The following is a 23116-nucleotide window of genomic DNA, read 5'->3' as shown; positions in this document are numbered from 1 at the left end:
GGTCCGGCGTTGGTCGCCGCCGTTCGAGCAGGAGTACAGCCGGATCAGGGTGCCGTTGGCGGTCGGAGTCCCGCCGGGCCCCCGAACCGCCGTCGGCGACAGGCTCGTTCGCGACGTCCCATGGGGCGATCTCGCCCTTGTGGCGGCCCGTCACGCCGTTGACGTGGCCGATCACCGCCCGAAGCAGGGCGCTCCCGCTGAGGCTCCGCATCCAGCTGGGCTGCCGGGAGTGCCGGGCCAGGGTGTGACCGCGCACCTGTTCGCCGTTCCGCACGGCCCGGTCGTAGACGTGGTCCGGCGCCGAAGTCGAACTGGCCCCGCTGCCGTGCGGTGGCGTCGATCTTCATCTGGTTCTCGGCCGTCACCATGGTTGTGTGACGAACACAGCCGACCTCCCAGACGGGAATGATCGAGGTGGTGTGATACGCCGTCAACACCTGTCGCCAAAAAAGTTTCGGTTCGCTGCCGAAACTTTCGGGACTCCATGAGGAAGGGCACAAGCTGGTTCTGCCCGCGTGTACGACGGCATGTGGCGGCAGGTGGCGCATTCTGGGGCTCGCAACTTTTCGGAGTGAACAGCGACACATGCGCGGGGAGTTGACGCCGTTCGCCGGTTCCCTATCATTCAGGATGCTCGACGCGTCGACCGCAGTTCGATATGTCGAACACATCGAGCCGCTCCATCGCGAAGCGGAGCAACCCCGGGCGGCCTCCCCGAGGATCGGGGCCGCAAGGAGTTCCTGCCTCGCATATGTCATGGCCGCGCCAAAAAGGCGTCTGGCCGTGCCTCCGGGATGGTCGGCCGCCCAAGCCGTCACCCCCCTCGCACAGCGCACTGCACCCGACAGTCCGGACAACCTTTGACGAGGTCGACCGGAACCGCCCACTCGAGGTTGAGGAAGTCCCCATGCACAGAGGTAGTTTCAGCCGCAGGCCATTATCCGCGGTGCTGACCGTCGCGGTGGCGGTCCTGGCCGCGTTGGCGGCGATGCTCGGCGTGACCCCGGCTCAGGCGGCCACCAGCGGAGCCCTGCGCGGCGCCGGTTCGAACCGGTGTCTCGATGTGGTCGGCGCGAGCCAGGACAACGGCGCGTACCTGCAGATCTACGACTGCTGGGGTGGGACCAACCAGCAGTGGACGCTGACGGACGATCACCAGTTGACCGTGTACGGCGACAGGTGCCTGGATGTCCCCGGCCACGCCACCACGCCCGGGACCCGGGTGCAGATCTGGTCCTGTTCCGGGGGTGCGAACCAGCAGTGGCGGGTGAACTCCGACGGTACGGTCGTCGGCGTCGAGTCCGGGCTGTGCCTGGAGGCGACGGGCGGCGGCACCGCCAACGGTACGGCGGTGCAGACCGGGACGTGCAACGGTGGCAGCAACCAGAAGTGGGCCGGCCTGGCCGACACCCCGCCGACGGGCGGCACGTGCTCCCTTCCGTCGACGTACCGGTGGACGTCGACGGGTGTGCTGGCACAGCCGGCGAACGGGTGGGCCGCACTGAAGGACTTCACCAACGTGGTGTACAACGGCAAGCACCTGGTCTACGGGTCGAACGTGAACGGATCGTCGTACGGCTCGATGGCGTTCGCCCCGTTCACGAACTGGTCGGACATGGCGTCGGCCGGCCAGACCGGGATGAGCCAGGCCGCGGTGGCGCCCACGCTGTTCTACTTCGCGCCCAAGAAGATCTGGGTGCTGGCCTACCAGTGGGGTGCGTGGCCCTTCATCTACCGCACGTCGAGCGACCCGACCAACCCCAACGGGTGGTCCGCGCCGCAGCCGCTGTTCACCGGGAGCATCTCTGGCTCCGGCACCGGCCCGATCGACCAGACCCTGATCGCCGACGACCAGAACATGTACCTGTTCTTCGCCGGTGACAACGGCAAGATCTACCGGGCGAGCATGCCGATCGGGAACTTCCCGGGCAACTTCGGCTCGTCGTACACGACGGTCATGAGCGACACGACGAACAACCTGTTCGAGGCCCCGCAGGTCTACAAGGTCCAGGGCCAGAACCAGTACCTGATGATCGTCGAGGCCATGGGCGCGAACGGGCGCTACTTCCGTTCGTTCACGGCCTCCAGCCTGAGCGGCTCGTGGACCCCGCAGGCCGCGAGCGAGAGCAACCCCTTCGCGGGCAAGGCCAACAGCGGCGCCGGCTGGACCAACGACATCAGCCACGGTGACCTGGTCCGCAACAACCCCGACCAGACCATGACCATCGACCCCTGCAACCTGCAGTTGCTCTACCAGGGCAAGTCACCCACCGCGGGCGGCCCCTACGACCAGCTGCCGTGGCGGCCGGGCGTACTCACCCTGCGCCGCTGACCGCCCGGTGCGCGGCGAGCGTGATGCGCAGCGGTTCGCAAGCCGGTCGCGAGGAGCGGTTCACGACCGGGCCCGTTCCACCCGCTGACCGCGCTCACCGTTTCGGAGAACCCCGGCCGTGCGACGGCCGGGGTTCCCCCCGCCGGTGCGGTCACGACGGTTCACCCGCCTCCCGGGACGTCGCCCGGCCGGGAGTGAGCGCACCCGCCCCTGGACCGCCGGCCACTCGAGCTTCCTGCAACGGCACCCGCGGCGGCTGTCCGGCAACGCCCGCGTGCGCCGGGCCGTGCCGGGCCTGGACCGGCCAGGCGGCCTCGGCGGCGTGCCGCGGCGGGGACAGCGGCGGTCGAGCGGGACACCGTGAGGGGCGGGCGACACCCGTGACGCGGCGCCGATCCACCGCGGCCCGAGGCCGCGACGGATCGCGTCCTGGGACCGAGGCAGCACGCGTCAGGGCGGCAGCGCGCGTCACCCGAAGGTCGAGCAGGACGCCGGCTCGCCTGAACGGTACCCAGTCGTGAACCAGCGTTCGCGTTGCGCCGACGATCCATGGGTCCAGGTGTCGGGGTCGACGCGGCCCTGGGCTCCCTGCTGGATCCGGTCGTCGCCCACGGCGGCCGCAGCATCGAGGGCGTCGTCGATGTCGGCCGCGGTGACCTGGTCGAGGAGCGGGCGGCCCGTCCTCTCGTCGGGCGTGGACGCGGCGTGGTGGGCCCACACACCCGCGTAGCAGTCCGCCTGGAGTTCCAGCTTCACCGACGCGCTGCCGGCGCCCCGGCGGTCGTCTCCGACCTTGTCCATCGTGCCGAGCAGGTCCTGGACATGGTGCCCGTACTCGTGGGCGACGACATAGGCCTGGGCGAAGGGTCCGCCCCTGGCGGCGAAGCGCGAGGTGAGCTCACGGAAGAAGTCGACGTCGAGGTAGACCTTCTTGTCGCCGGGGCAGTAGAACGGCCCGACGTCGCTGTCGGCGGCCCCGCATGCGCTGTCCGTGCGCGACGTGAACAGCACGGTCTTCGCGGGCTCGTACGCGCGGTGCTCGGCCCTGAAGTGGGACGCCCAGTAGTCCTGCACACTGTTGACGACGCCGACGACCCGGCAGTCCGTGCGCTCGTCGGCGTCCGCGCCCGAGCGGCAGTCGGCACGCACGTCCTGCGTGCCCGACACCGCCGGGCCCGCGGGACTGCCGCCGTCACCGCCGCCGGTCGGGTCGATGCCGAGGAACAGCGCGATCAGCAGCCCGACGAGGCCGACCGCTCCGCCACCCAGGGCCAGGCCACCACGCCCCCCGCCACGCCGGTCGTCCACCTGTGAGCTGTCCAGCTCCGCATCGTCGTCGAAGTCCATGCGCCGCCAACCGCCTTCTTCCGTCACTCCGGTCGAACAGCGGATGCCCCGGCACCGCCGTCTTCATCATTCCTCCGGCGTCCGAATCCGCGGCGGGGTCCACACCGCGTGCGGACCGAGGCCGGCGACACGGCCGCTCGCGCACGGTCCCGCACATCGCACTCGCGCTCACCGCGGCCGGCGCCGGTCCGCCTCGCCGGCGGCGTCCACGAGCCGGAGAACAGCGACGTGCCCGTGTGTGCTTCCGCGTGGTGCGTCAGGCGTGCAGGACGACCTTTCCGGCGACGGTGCCGGACTCGGCCAGCCGCATCGCCTCGGCGACGCGTGCGAGGGGCAGCTCGGCGGCGATCTGGGCGGTGATCTCACCACGCTGCAGCGCGGCGAACACCTCGGTGAGGTCGGCGTGCAGCCGGCCCCGGAAGCGGCTGGGGCTGAGGGCGCGGCCGGCCCAGACGTTGAAGAAGTAGGCGCGGCGGCCGTTGGGCAGGGCGTTCCACACCCAGATGCGGCCCAGGAGCTTGAGCACGGGCCACTGCTTGGAGCCCTCGTCGTCACGGGTGGAGGCGCTGCCGTAGGAGACGAGCGTGCCGCCGGGCGCGAGCAGACGCCAGGAGTCGACGACGCTGCGGCCGCCGACGTGGTCGAAGACGGCGTCGACACCGCCCGGGGCCAGCTCGCGGACGCGGGCCGGGATGTTCTCGGTGCGGTAGTCGATCGGCGTCACCCCCCGTTGGCGCAGGGCCGCGTGGTGGCGGGCGGAAGCGGTGCCGATCACGTTCGCACCCGCGGCGTGGGCGAGTTGGACCAGGACCGAGCCGACTCCCCCGTTGGCGCCGTGTACCAGGACGGTGTGCCCGGCGCGGACACGGGCCTTGCGGTGCAGCATCTGCCAGGCCGTGATGCCGTTGATCACCACGGTCTCCGCCTCCGCCGCGCCGATCCCGTCCGGGACCGGCACTACGTCGGCGGCGTCGACGACCACATGGCTGGCCCAGCCGCCGACCTTCACCAGTGCGGCCACCCGGGTGCCGACCAGGGCCGCATCGACGCCCTCGCCGACCGCGGCGACGGTGCCGACCAGGTCGTAGCCGGGGACGAAGGGGAAGGGCGGCTGGTCGTAGTAGCGGCCCCGGCGCATCTGCTGTTCCGCGAAGGAGACGCCGGTGGCTTCCATACGGACCACCACCCGGCCCGGGCCGGCGGCGGGGACGGTCCGGCGCCGCACCTGAAGCCCCTCCGGCTCGACCTTGCCCGGCAGCACGACCTCGACCATCTCAGCGGTGTTCATGACGACCTCCCTAGGCTCCAGCAGCTCCGTTAGCGGCTGGCGCTTTCGTTAGAGGTTATAACCTCCTTGCGGAGTGACAGTCAAGCGTGTTCGTAATAGGGTCTAACCCAGAGTGTGCGGCCAGCCGCTTCACCCGGCTCCTGGGGGCCGGACCGACACACAGGAAAAGGACGAGCCCATGTCCACCGCGGGCAAGGAGACCCCACGCGAGCGCTACCGCGCCCAGCTACGTGCGGAGATCAAGGAACGCGCCTGGGAGCAGATCGCCGCGGCCGGTGCGCCGGGACTCTCCCTCAACGCCATCGCCAAGCACATGGGCATGAGCGGCCCCGCGCTCTACCGGTACTTCGCCGGCCGGGACGAACTGATCACCGAGCTGATCCGGGACGCCTACCGCAGTCTCGCGGACACCGTCCGCACCGCCGCCGCATCGGGCGCCGATCTCGCCGGACTCGGGCACGCGCTGCGCACCTGGGCGCTGGAGGACCCCCAGCGCTACTTCCTCATCTACGGCACACCGGTCCCCGGCTACCACGCGCCCGACGACGTCACCCTGATCGCCTCAGACATCATGGACGCCCTCCTCGTCGCCGCCCAGTCGGCCGGCGGCCCCGCCACGGCCGCCGCGGCGGCGGAGACTCCGCTCGAATCCCACCTCGCCGAACACCGACAGTGGGCGGGCGACCACCCCGCCTCCCCGGTGGCCCTGCGCCGCGCCCTGCACTTCTGGACCCGCCTGCACGGCATCCTCTCCCTGGAACTCGCAGGCCACTTCGCCGACATGGGATTCGACCCGGCCGAACTGTACGAGAACGAACTGCGGCACCTGAGCCAGTAGAGCAGGCGGTCCGCAGCGCCCGGCGGGTGGTCGTCCTGTCGGTAGCGGAGTCAGGTCGCGGCCGGACTGATGTTCTGGTTCGCGTGGAAGAAGTTGTCCGGGTCGTAGGTCCGCTTCACCTCCGCGAGCCGGTCGTAATGGTCGCGGTAGGTGGCCCTGACCCGGTCCTGCCCTTCGCCGGACCCCATGAAGTTGACGTACGCGGCGCCCATCGAGTGGGGGCGGAGGGCGTCGGAGTAGGCGATGCTCCACTCCTTGATCGTCTCGGCGTTGGCGGGGTCCGGGTCGATGCCGGCGATGACGCCCGACCATGTGGCGTCGCGGTAGGCCCACGCCGTGTCGTCCGGCTCCACGTGGTGGGCGGCCCCATCGATCGGGTAGAGGTGCATGGTCGACAGGCCGGTGGGCAGTGCCTCGGCGAAGTCGGCGTGCACGTCGATGGCCTCGTCGCTGATCCGGTCGAAGAACGCTCCGCGCCAGTACCACTGCAGGCCCGGAGCCAGTAGGTCGTCGAACATGCTCTGCACGGCGGGGTACGGCATGGGCGCGGTGAAGTGGAAGGCCGGCCCGGAAGGCGCGTCGACGGATGCCAGCATGTCCGGCCCGCGCTCCGGGTCACCAGTCCAGCAGTACACGACACCGCACATCTTGCGGCCGTGGATCTCCCCGGGGAACGGCTGACTCGGCGGTACAGCGAGCGCGGCGAAGAAACCGGTGAGGTCCTCGGACGCCTGGGGCAGGAAGTCGCGGTACCACCGCAGTACCTCCCGGGTGCGGTCCACGGGCCACAGAGTGATGCCCAGCACGACGATGTCGACCGGGTGGAGCCGGAAGGTGAACGAGGTGACCGCACCGAAGTTGCCCCCGCCACCGCGCAGTGCCCAGAAGAGGTCCGGGTGCTCCTCCTCGCTCGCGGTGACGAACGAGCCGTCGGCCAGCACCACGTCGGCGGCCAACAGGTTGTCGATGGTCAGTCCGAACCTGCGCGTGAGATGACCGTGCCCTCCGCCCAGGGTGAGGCCACCGACGCCCGTGGTGGACTGGATACCGGCGGGCGTGGCAAGGCCGAATGCGTGACCGGCATGGTCCAGGTCGCCGAGCAGGGCGCCACCGCCGACTTGGGCCGTACGGGACTCGGGGTCGACGCGTACCCAGCGCATCGGCGACAAGTCGACGGTGACACCGCCGTCCACCATGCACAGCCCTGGGCCGCTGTGGCCCCCGCCGCGCACGGCGATCTCCAGGCCGTGGTCCCGCACGAAGTCCACGGCGCCCATCACGTCCGCCGCGTCCGCGCAGCGCACCACGGCGGCGGGGCGCCGATCGATCATGGCGTTGTAGATCGTGCGCGCCGCCGTGTACGCGGAGTCCTGGGGTCCGATGACCGGACCACGCAGCGCCGTCCGCATCTCTTCCAGTGTGATGTCGTCCATCACGTTCTCCTCGCAGCGGTCCACCGCGGTAGGGAGCCGTGCCGGGCTCTGGCCGGCGGCGGCGGATCACTGTCACGCGGACCACGCGGCGCGCGCACGGCCGGCTGGTGTTCCCAGCGTCTCGCCGACGCGAGGTGCCCGCATCCGCACTGATGCAGCTGACCGTCGTAGTCGTAGGAGACCGGGGCCAGCCCTGTCCCGGCCGTCCCGTCGAGCCGAGCTGTCGTAGCAGGCCGCCGACGGCAGGGGCCGGGTGGTGCCGGGCCGGAGGTGGGACAGCTGCCGCTGCGACAGGAACGTGCTCCGTGCCACCCGTCTCCTCTGTGTGCACCAGCGCCACGACGGTGAGATCTGGCCGCTCGCCCGAACGGCTCGACGTGGGACCGCGGGCAGGGCGAGCCGCTACCGCGTACGGCCGGGCCCCGGCCGGCCCCCGTTCCACGGGGATCGGCCGGGGCGATCCGTGCGTTGGCGCGTGTGCGTCCCGTACGGCGACCGTCAGACGCCCTGCCACAGGGTGGGGCCGTTCGGCGGCTGCCAGCCCCGGGTAGGCGGTGTGGCCTGCACCGGCAGCTGACGCCGTTGTATCGCTGCGCATCGAACCGAGGGCTCGGGATGTCCGTGAAACGGACCTCTCCCTGGGCGCCGGGACGTCAGCCCCGGACGATGTTCTCGGCCTGGGGGCCCTTCTGGCCCTGGGTGACGTCGAACGTGACCGGCTCCCCCTCGACCAGTTCGCGGTACCCGTTGCCGGAGATGTTCGAGTAGTGGGCGAAGACGTCCGGTCCACCGCCGTCCTGGGCGATGAAACCGAAGCCCTTCTCGGAGTTGAACCACTTCACGGTGCCGCTGGCCATACTGTGTCCTTCGATCTCGCCGGGGGTGCCGGCCGGGGTGGGTAACGGGGTCTCCCAGGAAAGGCGGACACCCGGCACCGGTTCTACCCCGCCCGGGGCTCCGCCATTCGATCATCACCCGAGAAGCAGGAACCCTTCCGTCCGAGCGGCTGGCGCTGCGGCGGGCCAGCGCCCCGTGCCGGCGGTCCTCGCGGCGCCAAGGCCTCATCTCGCCCCGTGCCCGGCCATGAGCCGCCGGCCGTGGGCAGGGTCCGGACCGCTTGTCAGCATCCGATGGTGTGCCAGCCGTCGACGTCGACCAGACCGATGACCGAGCCGATCGCGTCGGTGAGGTGGCAGCCGGGCGGGAAGTCCGTGCCCAGGCTCTCCCCGGCGCCGGCCCGCAGCAGCTCCTGGATCTCCTGGCGGGGTCGCGACGCGCCGTCTCCGGGTCGATCTCCACGGTGACGACTCGGGAACTCGGATGCCGAGCCGTCGGCCGAGTTCGCCGACGACGGTCTCCGCGCGTCCCACGTCCGGACTCCCGCCGTCGCCTGCCCTGTCGAGCGTGATGGCGCCGCACCCGGGGACGCGCTGCGGGCCCGGCCCGACGAGTGGGACCGGACGGTGGGCGTCAACCTCAAGGGGCTCACGTAGCTCGCCAAGGCCGCCCAAGCCGGGGCGGTCCGCGCCGGTCCTGGGACGCGACTGCGGTACCGCTGGTACCGTGGATACCATGTCGGACGCCAAAACAGCGATGAACCTTCGCTTCCCCGACCCCGCGCAGCGGGCCGCCATCGCGGCAGCCGCCAAGCAGGCGGGGGTCAGCATGCAGGAGTACATCCTCTCCGCCGCCTACGACCGTGCGACCGCTGTGGAACGGCGGTTCCTGGACGGTTTCCAGGCGTCCATGGCCCGTAGCGGCGCGGCCTTCGCTGCCGAGCCGAGCAGCCTTGACCCCAGTGCCGAGCAGCGGGCGGCCGAGCAGGAGGCGCAGCGGGAACTCGGACAGCACCAGGAACGAGGCCACGCCGCGTGACGCAGCCGGAGCCGCTCCACCCGCTCGACGTCACGTTCCTGCTGCACGCCGCCGAGCTGCTCGACGGTGATCCGCAGGTCGACGACTTCGGACCGCTGTACGCCGCTGTCGCCCGGGTCAATGCCCGGGCGATGGAGCGCGACATCTACGGATCTCTGCATCTCAAGGCCGGCGCGCTGCTCCAGACCCTGGCGAAACTGCCGTGCCTGGAGCATTCCAACGAGCGTTTCGCCTGGCATGCGACCGAGGCGTACCTGATCCTCCACGCGCGCCGGCTCGACTATCCGCCCAAGGCGGCCGTCGCGCTCGTGCGGGACGCCGCCTCCGGAGCCCTCGGCATCGCCCAGATCGCCCGCCAGCTGCGCGACTGGACCCTCGCCTGACCGCTCGGGAAGGAGCCGGGTCCGGCTCGGGGCGGCCGGGGCGCGGCAGTCCCGTCCCCGCCGCCCGGCCTCAGTCCGATGGCGACTGGGAACCTCAGCGTGAGCGCGGGTGCGGCAGGTGCCTGGAAGCCTCCGAACGGCTTTGACCGAGCTGTGACAGCAGCACTGGCCTGACTGCCCTCCGGCGGGGTACAAGCTCCGCGACCCGTACCGGAGTTCTGGGTGCCTCTCCACAGCCGGCCGGAGTCGGAGCGATACGCAGAGGACGAGAGCGAGTACACCGTCGTCCTGGAGCGGTACGACACCGTCGTCATCGATGAGTCGTCCGGTGACCATATCCACGTGATCACCCCGGTCCGGGCGGCCGAAGCCGAGGTTCCGCTGTTCCGGCCGGACGCCTGTCGTCGGTAGAGCGTGCTGGAGGACGACCCTGACCCGGAGTTCCGCACCCACTGCCATCTCCCCGCCGGCCGCCAACCCGCTGGCTACGTGGCTGACGAAGACCGTTGAGGACCGGCATCGCGTGAGCACCCCGTCACCGAGCGGGTGAGTTCGGGTCGGGGACGGGAGGCGACTGGAGGTTGCGCGGGTTCCTGGCGCGCGGGCCCCACCCGTCCCCGACTGCACCACACCTACCCGGAAGTCCCTTCTGTACGCGTTCACCCGATGCCGCCCTCGGTGATTCGCCGGACAAGCCGGTAGGGCCCAGCCGTTCTCGGCTGGGCCCTACCGGGGGGTGCGCGTGGCGTCAGGTCACCATCGGTACCAGCGGCCGCGACCACCGCCTGCGTTGGTGGAACGCATCACGAAACCGAGCAGCCATACCACCAGAACGATGACGGCCACCCACCACAGAATCTTGAGGGCGAAGCCGGCACCGAAAAGGATGAGCGCGAGAAGCAGGACAAGCAAAAGGGGAACCATCGTCATCAACCTCCTGACCTCCGATTGCCCTGCATCGCCGCGCACATTCCTCGGTAGCGCCTTTGTTTGCGGAAGTTGGGCCGGGGCACCAGTCGGTTACCGCAACGGCGAACGGATACTTCGAGGAGGCTGTCTTTCATGAGTGCCGGCGAGAAGGCCAAGGCGAAGACCGAGCAGGCCAAGGGCAAGACCAAGGAGGCCGTGGGCAGGACCCTCGGCAACGACCGCATGGTCGCCGAAGGACAGGCCGAGAAGAGCACCGGTGACGCCCGTGAGGCGAAGGAGAAGACGAAGGACGTGTTCAGGAACTGACGTCCCCTTCACCCCTCGGTTCTCCGAGAAGAGAGGGAATCCTCCTGCCGATGGAGGATTCCCTCTCTTTTCTGTCGTCGTGGCGCTGTGATCGGATGCAGGGGCCGATCTGGTCCAGTCGGACTCCCTCCCGGCGATCTTCCTCTGCATCCGCTTCGGCGGACGGGGCCGACTGCCCGAACCGCCCCGCCAGTTCCACCCGCCGGCCCCGCCACACCGGCTCGATCTGCCGGTGGGCCTGCCCGCGCTGCTGTTCGGCGCGCTGTTTCTCGCCGACGGCCGCGGCGGCCGGCCAGGTCGCTTCGACCTGCCCGGCCTGCTGCTGAGTGCGGGCGGTTTGAGCACGGTGATGTTCGGTGTGTGCGAAGGGCCCAACCGCGGCTGGTCCTCCCCCGCCGTCCTCACCGCCCTGGCGTCCGGCGCGGTCCTGCTGACCACCGCCGTGGCCGTGGAACTGCGCACGGACCATCTCGCGCTGCGGTTGCGCCTGTTCGCCGACCGGCTGTTCCGGGACACCAACGTGATCAACCCGGTCGGCCTGATCCCCGTCATGGGCACCCTGTACCTGGGTCCGCTCTTCCTCCAGCAGGCCCAGGGCCGTACGGCGCTGGAGTCGGGCCTGACGACCTTCCCCGAGGCTTTCGGCGTGCTGCTGACCGTCCAGCTCTCCGCCATCCTGTACACCAGGGTCGGCCCGCGCGTCATCGTCGGCTGCGGACTGGCCGGTGTCGGCGCGGTACTGCTGCTGTTCGCCCGCTGCGGCACGGACACCGGTCTGTGGGCCTTCCGCGGTCTGATGCTCCTGTTCGGGGCCGCGATCGGCTGCTTCTTCATCCCCACCACGGTCGCCTCGCTGGCCACCGTCGAGCGCGCGGATCTGCCCCAGGCCACGATGCTGAACACCGCCGTACGGCAGACCGGCGGCGCGCTCGCGCCGGCCGTGGTCACCACGGCACTCGTGCTGGGCACACCGCCGGGCGCCGGCGCCGTACCGCCCTTGGCGGCCTACCAGCACTCGTATCTCGCTCTGGCCGCGATCGCGGCGGCGACGGCGGTCTTCGCCTTCACCCTCCCCGACGGTCCCGCCCGGGCCGCCGCCGGTCACACGACCGGCACGTCCGGCCGGCCTGCTCCCCTCCGGCAGCGGAGGGGCCGGGTCGGCTCCTGAGACCACCGGGCCACCGTCACAACAAGTCGCCGCCGCCCGCCGTCAGTCGGCGGCGAGGTCGTGGGGAAGCCGGCGGGCCGAGGCGGCGGTGTGGGGTCCCGGCGGGCGCCGCTTCGCCGTGTCACCGCTAGGTCTCGTCGGTCAGCCGTCGCCGTCCGCCGCGCCGGTGCGCAAGTCCAGGGTCCAGTTCTGGCCGACGAGATCGTGGCCGAAGCTGTGGTGACGCTCCTCGTCGGCGAGGGTGAAGCCGAAGCTCTGGTAGATCCTGCGCGCCGCGGTCAGCACGTCGTTGGTCCACAGCGTCACCTGCTCGTAGTCCGCCACGCGGGCGAAGGCCACGCATTCCTCGACCAGGCGCGTCCCGAGGCGAAGGCCCCTGCCCTCCGGTGTGACGAGCAGGATCCTCAGCCTGGCCACGTGCGGCTGATCGCCGGCGACCAGGAAGACGCAGCCCACCCGCCGGCCGTCCACCTCGGCGATCCAGCCCGCCTCACGTGCCGGATCGTGCTCGGTTCCGTAATCGGCGACGATCTTGGCGACCAGGACCTCGAAGTCGGTGTCCCAGCCGAACTGCTGGTCGTACACCTGGCCATGGGCCATCACCACCCATCCCAGATCGCCGGGACGGTCGGCGTGGCGTATGACGACGTGCTTCTGATCCTGCTGCGACATGAGCTGCTCTCCCGGCCCCGTGATCGTCCCGCCCACCCCACTGAAACAGTTGTTTCAGTTAGGCTAGCTGCATGCCCCACGAGACGCCAGCCCCCTCCGCCCGGCAGAACGAGCTGCTGGACGCGGCCTACCGGTACGCACTCGCCCACGGCCTGGCCGACCTGTCACTGCGCCCGCTGGCCGAGGCCATCGGCTCCAGCCCGCGGGTCCTGCTCTTCCTCTTCGAGAGCAAGGACGGCCTGCTGCGAGCCCTGCTGGCCCGCGCCCGCGCCGAGGAACTGGCGCTCCTGGACCGGGCCAGGCAGCCCGATCGCCCCACCGGACTCGCGCCCGCCGTCGAACGGGTCTGGACGTGGCTCGCCGCGCAGGAGCACCGGCCACTGCTGCGTCTGTGGGCCGAGGCGTACGCGCGCTCCCTCGTCCAGCCCGACGGGGCCTGGGCCGGGTTCGCCCGGGCGACGGTGGAGGACTGGCTCGGCGTCCTGGCCGACTGCCAGTCGCCGTCCGAACGGGACAGTGAGGACGGTGCCGTCCGCCGCACCCTTGCCCTGGCCGTCCTGCGCGGCGCCCTGCTCGACCTCCTCGCCACCGACGACGAGCAGCGGCTCACCAAGGCCGTCGAAGCCCAACTCGCCCTGCTGCGCGGGTAGCGCAGGAGCCGGACGCCCAACCGGTACGCAGCCGGTCCGCCGAGCGCGCCGGGAACCGTGCCCCGGCCGTCCTCAGCGTGATCGTGGAGCCCGTCCTTCCCCCGGTGTCCGGCCGGCCCATGCCTTCCAGGCGATGGTCAGTGACCCACCGCTGGTGGGACCGTCTGCGTGCGCTGCCACCGGTTTCCGGGGCCCGCCGGTCCCCGCCGTCGTCGCGCGGACCATGAGGAAGGCACCTCCATGTCCGTGCCGTCCACGTTCTTACGGTCGTCTGACCGTCCGTCGCGTGACAGAACCCGCCGCCGCCTGGCCGCCCTGGTGGTGAGCCCGGTGCTGACAGCCGCCGGAGCGGCCGGTGTGGCCCGCCGGCCTCACGGCCGTTCCTGGCGTGAGGTCAGGGGAGGGCCGGCGGGACATGGTCAGCCCGGCGGTGAAACGGTCAGGCGACGAGGCCGAGCCGCGGGCCGCCCCGGTCCCGCAGTCGTCTGAAGAAGGCCAGCACGCCCGCGGAGCCGCCCGCCCAGGTCGCACTCGGCCGGGCGAGACCCGCGTCCGGGAAGACGGGCCGGGACCAGGTGCCACCGCTGCGGCTCAGGATGAGCAGCGCGACGGTCTCGGCCGCGTCCCGGAACTCCTCGGACGCGGACGCCTCCGCCACGTCCACCATCAGATCGCCGACCCCGGCCAGTCCGCAGCACTGCGTGACCAGCGGCATCCGCGGCGCCAGTGCCGCGCAGGCGCGTGCGGACCGCTGCGCGAGGCGGAGGTACCCGGGCTCGTCGAGGCGTTCGGCGGCCCGGACGAGTACCGTCCCGATGCCGGCCAGGCCCCGGCACCATGAGCCGTAGCGGCGTGTCGCCCCCGGCTCGGCGGCCGCCGCGATGATGTCCGGTGTCACGGCGGCCAGGCGCGCGGCGGCCTTCTCGGCGCGAGAGGCCGACTCCGGATCCCCGGTCGCGCCGCTGTGGCCGAGGCCGCCGTGTTGGAGCGGGGAGCCGTGTTCGAGCAGGAAGCCGACGACGCCCGCCTCGCCGTGCGCCACGCCCTCGCGCAGGGCGGCGCTGCCGACCGTGTCCGAACCGGCCGGGGTCAGTCGAGCGGTGCCCGAGGCCAGCATCCTGTCGCAGTCGGCGGCGACGGCCAGGTGCCGGTCCGCGGCCTGCCGGTGACCGGACAGCAGAGCGTGCCGGGCGAGCAGCACCCGGCCGAGTCCGATTCCGGCGACACCCGCGATCAGGTCTGCCTCCGGCGGTCCCCCGTCCGGTGCGCGGTCCGGCACGGCGGGGTGCGCGGACCGGCCGTCCGCGTCCGTCCCCGGCCCTTCCCCGAAGCCGGTCTGCGCGAGGAAGAGCTGGACTCCGGTGCGCCCCGTGTAGAGGCCGGGCGGCAGGTTCCTGGACTGTTCCGCCGTCCAGCGCGCCAGGGCGGTGACGGCCGAACGCACGCGGGGCCGGTGCGCATGGTGGAGGAGTTCCAGGCCGAGTCCCGAACTGCCGCCGTAGACGTCGATCGAGGTGGGGACGTTCAGGCGCGCGGCCCGCACCGGGTCGACGATCGCCTCCGCCTCACCGACGCAGAAATCGGTCGTGTGCTCGATGATCTCGTCCAGCAGGTCGCGGTCGATCCGGGGGCGCGCGGTCCGGCGTGCGGGCCGGTGCACGGTTCCGGCCGTGCCGGTGCGCAGCCGGTCGGCGGCCGCGGTCCGTACGGCCGCCTCGAAGCTGAGGAGGCCGGTGATCGTCGACCGGATCTCGCGGTGGGCGCGCCCGGGCAGGGCCCAGGACAGGCAGGCCAGGGTCCGGTCCCGGTTGACCTCGTGGTCGGTGTCGACGATCACCGGGTCCATGCCGGTGGCGGCGAAGAAGAGGGTGGCGCCGAGGGCGTAGTGGTCGTCGGCGGGGGCGGCCGGTCCGGCCGCGCGCAGCACCGGTTCGCCGTATCCGGGGGTCGCCCCTCCCGGTCCGGCGCCCGCGCGCTCGCTGATCCCGAAGTCGATCACGTGGCAGTGGCCGGGGCCTGATGCGTCGAGTACGACGTTGTCGGGTTTGAGGTCGCGGACGACCACGTCCCGGCCGTGGATCGCGTCCAGGACGCGCAGGAGCCGTACGGCGAGAACGGACAGGGCGCGTCCCGGTCGGGCGCCGTCGTCCTGGTAGGGGCCGTCGCGCAGGATCTCCCTGCGGAGGTTCCGGTCACCGCAGTCGCTCATCACCAGGTATTCGTCCGACCGGTGGGCGAAGTAGTCCAGTGCGCGGGGTACGCCCGGGGCGCCGTCGAGCGCGGTGAGGACCGTGTGCTCGTTGCGCAGCCGGTGGCGGGCGTCCGTGCCGGACTCGTCCTCGCCGACGAAGGCCCGCGCCTGTTTGACCACCACCGGCCGTCCGAGGGTGTTGTCGAGGGCGCGGTAGACGTTGCCATGGGCGGCGCGCGCGATGCCCGCGGTGATCGTGTAGCGCCCGCCGCCCAGGCCGTGCGCGGACGGTCCCGTACCGGGTCCGGAGGCGGTCGCGAAGGGGTCCTCTGCCCAGGGAGGGCACCGGTAGCGGCCGACGGCCAGGCCGTCGAAGACGCGGCCGTCCGGTCCTGTCATGACGGATTCGAGCCGCCCGCTGCGGCCGGTCCGGTAGTCGCCCGTGAAGGGGCCGTAGCGGTAGTAGACCGGGGCCCTCGGGTCCACCCGCCGGTCGCTGACGATCCGCGGGCCTTCCCGGTCGCGCAGTACGGCGGCCAGTTCGCGGGCGACCTCGACGACGGTTCCGGCCAGGGGGTAGACGGTGATCGCCTTGCCGACGGCCCCGGCGCTCGCCGTCCCGGAGTTGAGACGGCGCAGCGTCTCCGGGTCCCGGGCGACCTTCGCGTGGCAGACGTACCGGGCGAGCACTGGCAGGACGAGCCCGGTCACGGTGTCGAGGTCGTCGGGACGCGCCGAGACGTGGAGTTTCCAGCCGTGTTCCATCGCCGGCATCCGCGGATCGTTCAGGTACGACCATGCGTCGTCGGACCACCCGGTGCGGCCGGCGATGGAGACGGCCACCGCTACGAGTTCAGGTCACAGGCGAAACGGGTGGTGGCGGTCACCCAGGGGTCGGCCAGACACGCCGTGGGCTCGCGGTCGCCCCGGTCGTCGTCCTCGAACACGATCGCCTCGTCGTCGATCTCCAGCGGTCCCGCGTCGCGGAATCCGTGGGCTTCCCGAAGATCCGGCACGGCTACGGGCATGTGACGCCTCCATGGTCTGTCGTGCGCTGAGGAACAGGCAATGGCCGGCACGGGCCGGTGAGCCCGCCGGGCCGAGCACTCGCTGGACAAAGGTAGGGAGGGGCGTACGCGCTGACAAGGGGTCAGGTGACATCGCCGTCCGACGGGCCGCCGGGGCGGCGGGCCCGCGCGGTGAGCGCCCCCGGCTCGCCGCGGCGTGAACGGCTCCGGTGGCACGGCACGGTGCGAAGGCGAAAGGCCGAGGCTGGGGGAACGAGCCACGGGATCGAGGCGGGGGAACGACGCCGACTCGCGGATGGCAGAATCGTCGAACGTTTCGAACACACCTCGCGGCGGCCCTCTGCCGCCCGGGACGCGGCACGGACGGCGCCTCGCGGCGCGAGCGGGAGGACCGACGAGAGTGCAGATCGCCACGGACGACCTCTCCAGCCCCGAGATCGCCGAGTTCCTCGCGGCGCACGTCCAGCAGTTGCGGTCCGTCTCCCCGCCGGAGAGCAAGCACGCGCTCGACGTCGACGCGCTTCGCCGGCCCGGGATCACCTTCTGGGCCGCGCGGGACGGCGGCGTCGTGGTGGGCTGCGGGGCGATCAGGAGACTGGACGCGGACCACGCCGAACTGAAGTCGATGCGTACCACGTCGGCCCGCCGACGGAGTGGGATCGCCTCCCTGCTGCTGGAGCACATCATCGCGGAGGCCCGGGGCATGGGATTCACCCGGCTGAGTCTGGAGACCGGCTCGGCCGAGTTCTTCCTGCCCGCCAGGAGGCTGTACCGGAAGTTCGGGTTCACTCCCTGCGAGCCGTTCGCCGACTACCGGCCCGATCCCAACAGCACCTTCATGACCAGAAGTCTCTGAACACGACCCCGCCCTCCGCGGCCGCGGGAGGAGCCGCCGCTGTCGCCGCGGCGGTGCACGCGCGGGCGACCGATGCGACGGCCACGGCCTCCGCCGGGTCGTCCGCGAGCCGCGGGCACCTGGGTCGAGGGCCTGGGTCTTTCGGCTACGAGACGTCGGAGTCTCGGCGTCTGAGGGGTGGCGGGGTCCAGGCGCCGGTGAGGGCGGCCTGCTCGGGCCAGTACAGGCGCAGGAAGACGTTGAAGCTGCCTCCGGGGGCGGGCAGCCAGTTGCTTACGCGTTCGGGCCCCGGGGTGTCGTGCTGGATGTAGATGTCCAGGGAGCCGTCGGGGTTGGGGGTCATACCGCTGCGGTCACCGATCGCGTAGCGGTCCAGCGGGTTGTCGACGAACAGCTGACGTTCGTTCATCATCGTCAGCGACCAGAAGCCCCGCACCGGTGGTGTCTGCCCGGCGTCGAAGTGCAGGACGTAGGGGTGCGCGCCGTCCAGGGGCCGGCCGTCGGCGTCGGTGGTGGCATGCGGGTAGAGGGCGTCGGCATCGAGGTTGGCGCCGTAACCGAACCGGGCGATGACGGCGCGTTTGGCGTATTCGGTCCCGTACTCGCCCAGGCCGCGGTGAACGGTCCAGCCGTTGACCTGCCCGCCGGCGGACTCGGCCCGGGCCATGAGCGAGCGCAGCGTGTCCGGCCCGCCAGCGGCGGCGGCGTCCAGCGCGGCGAGCACCTCCGGGGGCCGGCTCTCGAGGTCCGCGCCCGGCGCGATACCCAGCTGGGCGACGCGGTCCAGGAACGCGGCGTCGTCCGGGTGGGGCGGGTTGTCGACCATGAGCCGGTTGAGGCGGGAGAAGTACTCGCGCCCGGAGAAGGACTCGACACGGTCGACCGGAGGTGTGGCGGTGTCGATGCCGGTGGGAACGGGAACGTCGGTGGGCGGGGTGTAGTCGTCGGGGTTCCCGGTCCACGCCGGCAGCGGGATCAAGCGCGTGCGGTCCTGCAACCGGTTCACGGCGGGAAAGTCCGGCGGACCGCTGGTCGCGTAGCGGGCGACGATCCAGTTCATGGCGGTGGGCGACCGCAGCAGGGTCAGGCCCGGCGGGGTGTTGCCCGTCCAGGACGGACCGGCGAGGAGGAAGGGCCCCGCGGCCGGGCCGTCGAGGCGCCGGCCGGGAACGGCGAAGACATCCGACCATGCGGTGAGGATCGGCGTCAGCCAGAACCGGTCACCGAAGTCCGGCAGGGTCAACACCAGTGGCTCCTGGGACAGATCGAGCCAGGCGCTGGAGTACAGGGTGTCGGCGTTCGGCGAGACGACCTCGGTGAACGACGCGTCCGGCGTCCGGCGCATAGAGGCGAACTGGTTGACCGGAGCCTTGCGCCGCTCGTCGTCGCGTGCCGGGACGGCCGTCATCACGGCCTTGGTCGCCTCCGCCGTCAGCAGCGGGTACCCGTACAGCCAGGCCTCGGTGGCGAGCTGCTCCAGCGACTCATCCGCCATCGGCTTCTCCCTGCACTCGTGCGTCCCCCTTCTGGTCCGACGCCACGAGGCTCCCCCACCTCCCGGACGGCGACCCCTCGACACGCGCCGACGTCACGCCGATGTCACCCCGACCTCACTCGTCGAGCAGATCGGGCCCGAACGAAAACCCGGTGAAGGCCGCCGACCGGCCGGCTCCGGCCCCGCACCACACCGTGCTTCGCGCGGGCCTCGATCGTGCCGTACCGGCCCCGGACCCGAAGGCCGTCCTATGCGACCCTGACCACGTACTTGCCCTGGACGCCGCCCGCCTCCAGCGCCCGGTGTGCCGCTGCCGTCTCCTCCAGGGGGAAGACCGTGTCCACCGCAGGGCTGAGCTTGCCCTCGACCACGTGGCGGGCGAGGTCGTCGAAGTCCGCCCGCGTGGGGTTGCCGCTGAAGAAGCGCACCCGGCCGTGTCCGTGGACCGTGCTGGCCGCGAGGTAGCCGAGCGACGCGGCGGGCCGCTTCAGGTCGAAGGCGATGGTGACCATGCGCCCGCCGGGATTCAGCAGGCGCCGGAAGGCCCGCAGGTCGGTCCCCGCGGTGTCCAGGACCACGTCGAAGCGGCCCAGTTCCGCCGGCCGCACGGTCCGGTGGTCGACGGCCTCGTGTGCGCCGAGCCCGCGGACGAAGTCGAGGTTGGCTGCGCGGGCCAGGGCCGTCACCTCGGCGCCGTACGCCCGTCCGAGTTGGACGGCGGCGTTGCCGACACCGCCCGACGCGCCCCGGACGAGGAGTCGTTCGCCGGGGCGCAGCCCGGCTTTGTCCCGCAGCGCGGTGACGGCCGTGGTGGCCACCGGCAGCGCGGCGGCGTCCACCAGGTCGAGGCCGTCGGGGAGCCGGCCGACCCGCTCAGCGGGTACGTACTCGTCGGCGCTGCCGAACCCGGCCCGGCGGGCCACGCTCGCCATCGGGGCGTCGATCCCGTGCTCCAACGAACCGCTGCCCCCGCCGGCTGCACTGACACTGCGCAGCCTCCCGATCACAACTGGCGGTCCTCAGGGGCGGCGGCCCCCGGGAGGCTGACAGGAAACGGCGCCTGCCGCAGAGCGCATCCAGACATCGACCCCGACAACTCCGCCTTCGCAACGGGCCCTGGCCCGGATCGTTCATGGATCGTCCAGGTTCCTGTTCCCGTTCCCGTCAACGGCGCTTTCAGGTGAGCGGGCGCGTCAGGTCACACGCGTATGCCTACGTCGAGCGGTGGTCGGGCGGGCGGCACGGGCGGTCAGTCAGCCGCCCTGTGGGCGTTCGGGGTGGGAGCAGTGCCGGTCCACGATTCCCTCGACGATCTTCATCAGGCGGTCTCCCGTCTGATCGATGCTTCCGTTCTGTGTGCTGACCTGTGCTCCTTCGAGTGCGAAGGTGATCTCGGCCGCGGCCTGTTCGGGGTCGGGCATCTGGGCTTTGGTGCACATGTCGATCAGCCTGCGGGTCTGGCGGGCCTTGTGGTCCTCGATCACCTGTCGTGCCGGATGAAGGCGGTCGGGCAGCTCGGCGAGCGAGTTGATGAACGGGCAGCCCCTGTACGAGATCGCCGGCAGCCCCCCGGCGATGAAGCGGGCCAGGCCCAGAATCTGCTCCTCGGGCCGGTCGGGGTATTCGGTTTCCACGCGGTCGAAGGCCGCCTGATAATCGGCGGCGACGATCCGCAGCCACTCCGCGACCAGCGCGTCCTTGGTTTCGAAGTGCCGGTAGATCGCCATTTTGGTGGTCTCCGCCTTGTCGGCGATCGCCTGGACCCCCACCTGCCGGATCCCGTCTCTCTGGAAGAGCTCTTCGGCCGCGTCGAGGATGCGCTCGCGAGGCGGCAGCTTCGCCACTCTGCCCGGCCTGCTGAGGGTCGATGCCATGACTACTCCGTCACTCCGATCGTGGGGTTCGCGACCCCCTACGGTACCAGCCAGCCCCTTTCGATACCGTGGGGTATCGTTCGGCACTCGGCGGTATCGGCCTTGTCAGGGGAGTGACAGTGAGAGTTTCCGAATACGTACGTTTCGACGCGGTCGGGCTGGCGGAGCTGGTGGCCAAGGGCGAGGTGCTCCCCGCCGAGCTGGAGGCAGCCGCACGCGAGGCCGTACAGGCAGTCGATCCGCGGATCAATGCCGTCGTGGAAACCTGGACGTCCGACGACGAACCTGTCCCCGGCAGCGCACCTCTGGCCGGCGTCCCTTTCCTGATCAAAGACATCGCGGTCGCCATGGCCGGCAGGCGCATGGAGCTGGGAAGCCGTCTGGCGGCCGGTAACGTCGCCGGCTCCGACTCCTCACTGATGCTGCGATTCCGTCGCGCCGGCCTCGTGACGTTCGGGCGCACCGCGACACCGGAGATGGCCTACGGCATCTCGACGGAATCGGCGTTGTACGGCGCGACCCGCAACCCGTGGGACCTGGAGCGGAGCGCGGGCGGATCCAGTGGAGGCGCGGCCGCCGCTGTCGCCGCGGGGGTGGTCCCGGTCGCCCATGGCACCGACGCCGCCGGATCGCTCCGTGTTCCCGCCGCCTGCAACGGTCTCTTCGGGATCAAACCCACCCGTGGCCGGGTGTCCATGGGGCCCGGCGTCGACGAGGTCTTCAACGGCCTGGCCGTGCACGGCAGCGTCAGCCGCACCGTACGCGACAGTGCGGTGCTGCTCGACCAGATACGCGGCCCGGAATCGGGCGACCCCTACTTCGCCGAGCAGCCGTCACAGCCGTACGCGGAGGAAGTCACCCGTCCTCCGGGCTCGTTGCGCATCGGTGTCCTCGCCCAGGCGTGGGGCGGACGCCGCACCACCGCTCCGGTGACCGACGCCCTCTCCCGCACCGTGCGGTTGCTTGAATCCCTCGGTCACCAGGTGGAGGAGGCCGAGGTCGGCCTCGGCGCCGACTGGGAGGAATTCGTCCTGGCCAACGCCCGGCTCATGACGGTGAACCTCACCACCCTGGTCGACGGATTGGCCGCCGCATTCGGCCGTCCCATCGACTCCTCGACCCTTGAGCCGGCGACCCTCGCCGCTTACCACTACGGGCAGCGGGTCGGGGGCCCACAGTTCCTCAGCGCCCTCGCGATGCGGAACCGGGTGGCCCGTAGCCTGGCGCGGTACTTCGACGCGTACGACATCCTCCTCACGCCGACCCTGCCGGAGCCCCCCTTGCCTCTGGGCACTCATACCGAGGGTGCGGAGACACTGGACGGCCTCGGCTGGATCGAGCGCATCAATGACCTGTCGCCGTTCACCACGGCGTTCAACGTGGCGGGCACGCCTGCCATGTCCGTACCTGTGACGGCCGCCGCCGGGACGGGGCTTCCGGTAGGCATGCAGTTCGCCGCCGGATACGGCCTTGAAAGCCGACTCTTCCGCCTCGCCGGCCAACTCGAACAGGCAAGTCCGTGGTCAGGCCGGACTCCCGCGGTATGGGCTGGAAACCACCCAGGCCGCTGAAGAACGCTCCTGACACGCTGCAGAGAGACAGCGAAGAATTCTTGTCGGTCTCAGGACCGACAACTCTCGCGGCGCGCGCGAGGGGTGCCCTCGAAGACAGAACCCAGGACGAATCACATGTTGCAGATCAGGGGCACTATTCGCTTACTCGGTCAAGGCATGGACGAGCGCGCTGACGCAAGCGCGAGGCTGGAGGCCCACATCGCGGCTGCGGATGTCCTCCAGGGACTCCCGGCGCACGAGGAGCCGGGCACGGCCGTCGCGCACGTCGGCCACCGGCGGGCGGCCGACGAGGTTGTACCCGGAGGCCATGGACAGGTGGTAGGCGCCGGCGACGGGGATGGCGAGCAGGTCTCCGGGACGTACGTCCGCGGGGAGGCCGACGACGGCGGCGAGCACGTCACCGGCCTCGCAGTGCCGGCCGACGACGGTGACGAGGGCCGGTTCGGCGGTGGTGCGACGGCCGATGGGACGGGCGCGTAGCGGACTCCGTACAGGGCGGGGCGCGGGTTGTCGCTCATGCCGCCGTCGACCGCGACGTACGTACGGTCACCGGTGCGCTTGACGGCCAGCACCCGGGAGCGGGCTCACCGATACAGGTGGCTCGCGGCAGGGTGCTCACCCGACCTGCGACGCGGCGCGAGAAGGACGTCACGTACCGCTCCAGGCGCCCGGCGCCTGCCCTTCTTCTGCCTGCCCGCCCGCCTGCATCCTGCTTCACCGGAGAACGTGGTGACGAACGGCACCGACATCACCCGAACAAGTCCAGCAGCTGGGCAGCGGTAAACGCGGAAAACCCCGCACCATACGGTGCGGGGTTTCCCCAAAAATTGTTCGGCGGTGTCCTACTCTCCCACAGGGTCCCCCCTGCAGTACCAT

General features: G+C 71.3%; 20 protein-coding genes and 3 pseudogenes. 10 read left to right on the top strand and 13 right to left on the bottom strand.

Translation table 11 applies throughout. The features are described from left to right. Positions 1–52: 52 nt before the first annotated feature. A pseudogene (locus tag AB0N63_RS33290) lies at positions 53–368 on the bottom strand (endo-1,4-beta-xylanase); the annotation flags it as partial. Positions 369–907: 539 nt separating this feature from the next. Here AB0N63_RS33290 and AB0N63_RS33285 point away from each other — a divergent pair. Further along, positions 908–2332 (top strand): non-reducing end alpha-L-arabinofuranosidase family hydrolase, encoded by a 1425-nt coding sequence (locus AB0N63_RS33285; protein WP_365535122.1) that lies wholly within the window; start codon positions 908–910, stop codon positions 2330–2332. 468 nt (positions 2333–2800) lie between these two features. On the opposite strand, the gene AB0N63_RS33280 is transcribed toward AB0N63_RS33285, so the two are convergent. After that, positions 2801–3679 (bottom strand): neutral zinc metallopeptidase, encoded by an 879-nt coding sequence (locus AB0N63_RS33280; protein ID WP_365535120.1) that lies wholly within the window; start codon positions 3677–3679, stop codon positions 2801–2803. A 256-nt stretch (positions 3680–3935) separates the two neighbouring features. Further along, positions 3936–4967 carry a medium chain dehydrogenase/reductase family protein gene (locus tag AB0N63_RS33275; protein ID WP_365535118.1) on the bottom strand — a complete coding sequence of 344 codons (1032 nt, stop codon included), beginning with the start codon at positions 4965–4967 and terminating at the stop codon, positions 3936–3938. Between the two features lie 178 nt (positions 4968–5145). Between AB0N63_RS33275 and AB0N63_RS33270 the strand changes: the two genes are divergently transcribed. After that, positions 5146–5805, top strand: a complete 660-nt coding sequence (locus tag AB0N63_RS33270) for a TetR/AcrR family transcriptional regulator (RefSeq protein ID WP_365535116.1) — start codon at positions 5146–5148, stop codon at positions 5803–5805. Positions 5806–5855: 50 nt separating this feature from the next. Here AB0N63_RS33270 and AB0N63_RS33265 read toward each other — a convergent pair whose 3' ends face one another. Together AB0N63_RS33265 and AB0N63_RS33260 are read right to left on the bottom strand one after the other, a co-directional pair. Next, a complete protein-coding gene (locus AB0N63_RS33265; protein ID WP_365535113.1) occupies positions 5856–7238 on the bottom strand; it encodes an FAD-binding oxidoreductase in 1383 nt (460 codons plus the stop codon). A gap of 653 nt (positions 7239–7891) precedes the next feature. Next, positions 7892–8095, bottom strand: coding sequence for a cold-shock protein (locus AB0N63_RS33260; RefSeq protein ID WP_009192932.1), 204 nt, complete (start codon positions 8093–8095; stop codon positions 7892–7894). A gap of 715 nt (positions 8096–8810) precedes the next feature. Here AB0N63_RS33260 and AB0N63_RS33255 point away from each other — a divergent pair. The 3 genes from AB0N63_RS33255 to AB0N63_RS33245 all read left to right on the top strand — a co-directional run bounded on the left by AB0N63_RS33255 (position 8811) and on the right by AB0N63_RS33245 (position 9907). Next, positions 8811–9113, top strand: coding sequence for a DUF1778 domain-containing protein (locus tag AB0N63_RS33255; protein ID WP_197073877.1), 303 nt, complete (start codon positions 8811–8813; stop codon positions 9111–9113). After that, positions 9110–9496 (top strand): fic family toxin-antitoxin system, toxin component, encoded by a 387-nt coding sequence (locus AB0N63_RS33250; RefSeq protein ID WP_365535109.1) that lies wholly within the window; start codon positions 9110–9112, stop codon positions 9494–9496. Before AB0N63_RS33255 ends, AB0N63_RS33250 begins: the two co-directional genes overlap by 4 nt. A gap of 222 nt (positions 9497–9718) precedes the next feature. Beyond that, the gene (locus tag AB0N63_RS33245; protein WP_365535106.1) at positions 9719–9907 is read left to right on the top strand and encodes a hypothetical protein; all 189 of its coding nucleotides are present in this window, start codon (positions 9719–9721) and stop codon (positions 9905–9907) included. Between the two features lie 342 nt (positions 9908–10249). On the opposite strand, the gene AB0N63_RS33240 is transcribed toward AB0N63_RS33245, so the two are convergent. Next, entirely contained in the window at positions 10250–10420 is a 171-nt protein-coding gene (locus AB0N63_RS33240) for a hydrophobic protein (RefSeq protein ID WP_365535214.1), read from the bottom strand. Positions 10421–10558: 138 nt separating this feature from the next. Between AB0N63_RS33240 and AB0N63_RS33235 the strand changes: the two genes are divergently transcribed. Beyond that, complete coding sequence (locus AB0N63_RS33235; RefSeq protein ID WP_365535103.1) at positions 10559–10732, top strand: CsbD family protein; 174 nt, start codon at positions 10559–10561, stop codon at positions 10730–10732. A 232-nt stretch (positions 10733–10964) separates the two neighbouring features. Then, the gene (locus tag AB0N63_RS33230) at positions 10965–11900 is read left to right on the top strand and encodes a hypothetical protein (RefSeq protein ID WP_365535101.1); all 936 of its coding nucleotides are present in this window, start codon (positions 10965–10967) and stop codon (positions 11898–11900) included. A gap of 141 nt (positions 11901–12041) precedes the next feature. Here the strand turns inward: AB0N63_RS33230 and AB0N63_RS33225 are convergent, their stop codons facing one another. Beyond that, positions 12042–12572, bottom strand: coding sequence for a GNAT family N-acetyltransferase (locus AB0N63_RS33225; RefSeq protein WP_365535098.1), 531 nt, complete (start codon positions 12570–12572; stop codon positions 12042–12044). Positions 12573–12643: 71 nt separating this feature from the next. On the opposite strand from AB0N63_RS33225, the gene AB0N63_RS33220 reads away from it, so the two are divergent. Next, a complete protein-coding gene (locus AB0N63_RS33220) occupies positions 12644–13222 on the top strand; it encodes a TetR/AcrR family transcriptional regulator (protein WP_365535095.1) in 579 nt (192 codons plus the stop codon). Between the two features lie 439 nt (positions 13223–13661). On the opposite strand, the gene lanL is transcribed toward AB0N63_RS33220, so the two are convergent. Then, positions 13662–16256, bottom strand: a complete 2595-nt coding sequence (lanL, locus tag AB0N63_RS33215; protein WP_365535092.1) for a class IV lanthionine synthetase LanL — start codon at positions 16254–16256, stop codon at positions 13662–13664. 2 nt (positions 16257–16258) lie between these two features. After that, the gene (locus tag AB0N63_RS33210) at positions 16259–16441 is read right to left on the bottom strand and encodes an SflA family class IV lanthipeptide (RefSeq protein ID WP_365535089.1); all 183 of its coding nucleotides are present in this window, start codon (positions 16439–16441) and stop codon (positions 16259–16261) included. 295 nt (positions 16442–16736) lie between these two features. On the opposite strand from AB0N63_RS33210, the gene AB0N63_RS33205 reads away from it, so the two are divergent. Beyond that, on the top strand, positions 16737–17297 hold the full coding sequence (locus AB0N63_RS33205; protein ID WP_365535087.1) for a GNAT family N-acetyltransferase: 561 nt from the start codon (positions 16737–16739) through the stop codon (positions 17295–17297). A gap of 145 nt (positions 17298–17442) precedes the next feature. Here AB0N63_RS33205 and AB0N63_RS33200 read toward each other — a convergent pair whose 3' ends face one another. The 3 genes and pseudogenes from AB0N63_RS33200 to AB0N63_RS33190 form a co-directional block, all read right to left on the bottom strand. Continuing rightward, positions 17443–18792 carry a DUF1254 domain-containing protein gene (locus AB0N63_RS33200; protein ID WP_365535084.1) on the bottom strand — a complete coding sequence of 450 codons (1350 nt, stop codon included), beginning with the start codon at positions 18790–18792 and terminating at the stop codon, positions 17443–17445. A 248-nt stretch (positions 18793–19040) separates the two neighbouring features. Then, positions 19041–19703, bottom strand: a pseudogene (locus AB0N63_RS33195) (NAD(P)-dependent alcohol dehydrogenase); the annotation flags it as partial. A 342-nt stretch (positions 19704–20045) separates the two neighbouring features. Further along, positions 20046–20666: a TetR/AcrR family transcriptional regulator gene (locus tag AB0N63_RS33190; RefSeq protein WP_365535081.1), complete on the bottom strand. Its 621-nt coding sequence runs from the start codon at positions 20664–20666 to the stop codon at positions 20046–20048. Between the two features lie 119 nt (positions 20667–20785). On the opposite strand from AB0N63_RS33190, the gene AB0N63_RS33185 reads away from it, so the two are divergent. Then, positions 20786–22237, top strand: a complete 1452-nt coding sequence (locus tag AB0N63_RS33185; protein ID WP_365535078.1) for an amidase — start codon at positions 20786–20788, stop codon at positions 22235–22237. Positions 22238–22381: 144 nt separating this feature from the next. On the opposite strand, the pseudogene AB0N63_RS33180 reads toward AB0N63_RS33185, so the two are convergent. Then, positions 22382–22815 (bottom strand): annotated as a pseudogene (locus AB0N63_RS33180) (hypothetical protein); the annotation flags it as partial. Positions 22816–23116: the final 301 nt, after the last annotated feature.

Origin of the sequence: Streptomyces sp. NPDC093260 (assembly GCF_040683715.1) — a bacterium.
GTDB lineage: Bacteria > Actinomycetota > Actinomycetes > Streptomycetales > Streptomycetaceae > Streptomyces > Streptomyces sennicomposti.
The sequence above is the reverse complement of the archived record's forward strand: the minus strand, read 5'-3'. Positions and strand labels throughout refer to the sequence as shown.

Excerpts from the sequence above, each read along its gene's own strand:
- AB0N63_RS33285 (WP_365535122.1), top strand. The coding sequence starts at position 908 with ATGCACAGAGGTAGTTTCAGCCGCAGGCCATTATCCGCGGTGCTGACC.
- AB0N63_RS33280 (WP_365535120.1), bottom strand. The coding sequence starts at position 3,679 with ATGGACTTCGACGACGATGCGGAGCTGGACAGCTCACAGGTGGACGAC.
- AB0N63_RS33275 (WP_365535118.1), bottom strand. The coding sequence starts at position 4,967 with ATGAACACCGCTGAGATGGTCGAGGTCGTGCTGCCGGGCAAGGTCGAG.
- AB0N63_RS33270 (WP_365535116.1), top strand. The coding sequence starts at position 5,146 with ATGTCCACCGCGGGCAAGGAGACCCCACGCGAGCGCTACCGCGCCCAG.
- AB0N63_RS33265 (WP_365535113.1), bottom strand. The coding sequence starts at position 7,238 with ATGGACGACATCACACTGGAAGAGATGCGGACGGCGCTGCGTGGTCCG.
- AB0N63_RS33260 (WP_009192932.1), bottom strand. The coding sequence starts at position 8,095 with ATGGCCAGCGGCACCGTGAAGTGGTTCAACTCCGAGAAGGGCTTCGGT.
- AB0N63_RS33255 (WP_197073877.1), top strand. The coding sequence starts at position 8,811 with ATGTCGGACGCCAAAACAGCGATGAACCTTCGCTTCCCCGACCCCGCG.
- AB0N63_RS33240 (WP_365535214.1), bottom strand. The coding sequence starts at position 10,420 with ATGGTTCCCCTTTTGCTTGTCCTGCTTCTCGCGCTCATCCTTTTCGGT.
- AB0N63_RS33235 (WP_365535103.1), top strand. The coding sequence starts at position 10,559 with ATGAGTGCCGGCGAGAAGGCCAAGGCGAAGACCGAGCAGGCCAAGGGC.
- AB0N63_RS33225 (WP_365535098.1), bottom strand. The coding sequence starts at position 12,572 with ATGTCGCAGCAGGATCAGAAGCACGTCGTCATACGCCACGCCGACCGT.
- AB0N63_RS33220 (WP_365535095.1), top strand. The coding sequence starts at position 12,644 with ATGCCCCACGAGACGCCAGCCCCCTCCGCCCGGCAGAACGAGCTGCTG.
- AB0N63_RS33210 (WP_365535089.1), bottom strand. The coding sequence starts at position 16,441 with ATGCCCGTAGCCGTGCCGGATCTTCGGGAAGCCCACGGATTCCGCGAC.
- AB0N63_RS33205 (WP_365535087.1), top strand. The coding sequence starts at position 16,737 with ATGGCAGAATCGTCGAACGTTTCGAACACACCTCGCGGCGGCCCTCTG.
- AB0N63_RS33200 (WP_365535084.1), bottom strand. The coding sequence starts at position 18,792 with ATGGCGGATGAGTCGCTGGAGCAGCTCGCCACCGAGGCCTGGCTGTAC.
- AB0N63_RS33190 (WP_365535081.1), bottom strand. The coding sequence starts at position 20,666 with ATGGCATCGACCCTCAGCAGGCCGGGCAGAGTGGCGAAGCTGCCGCCT.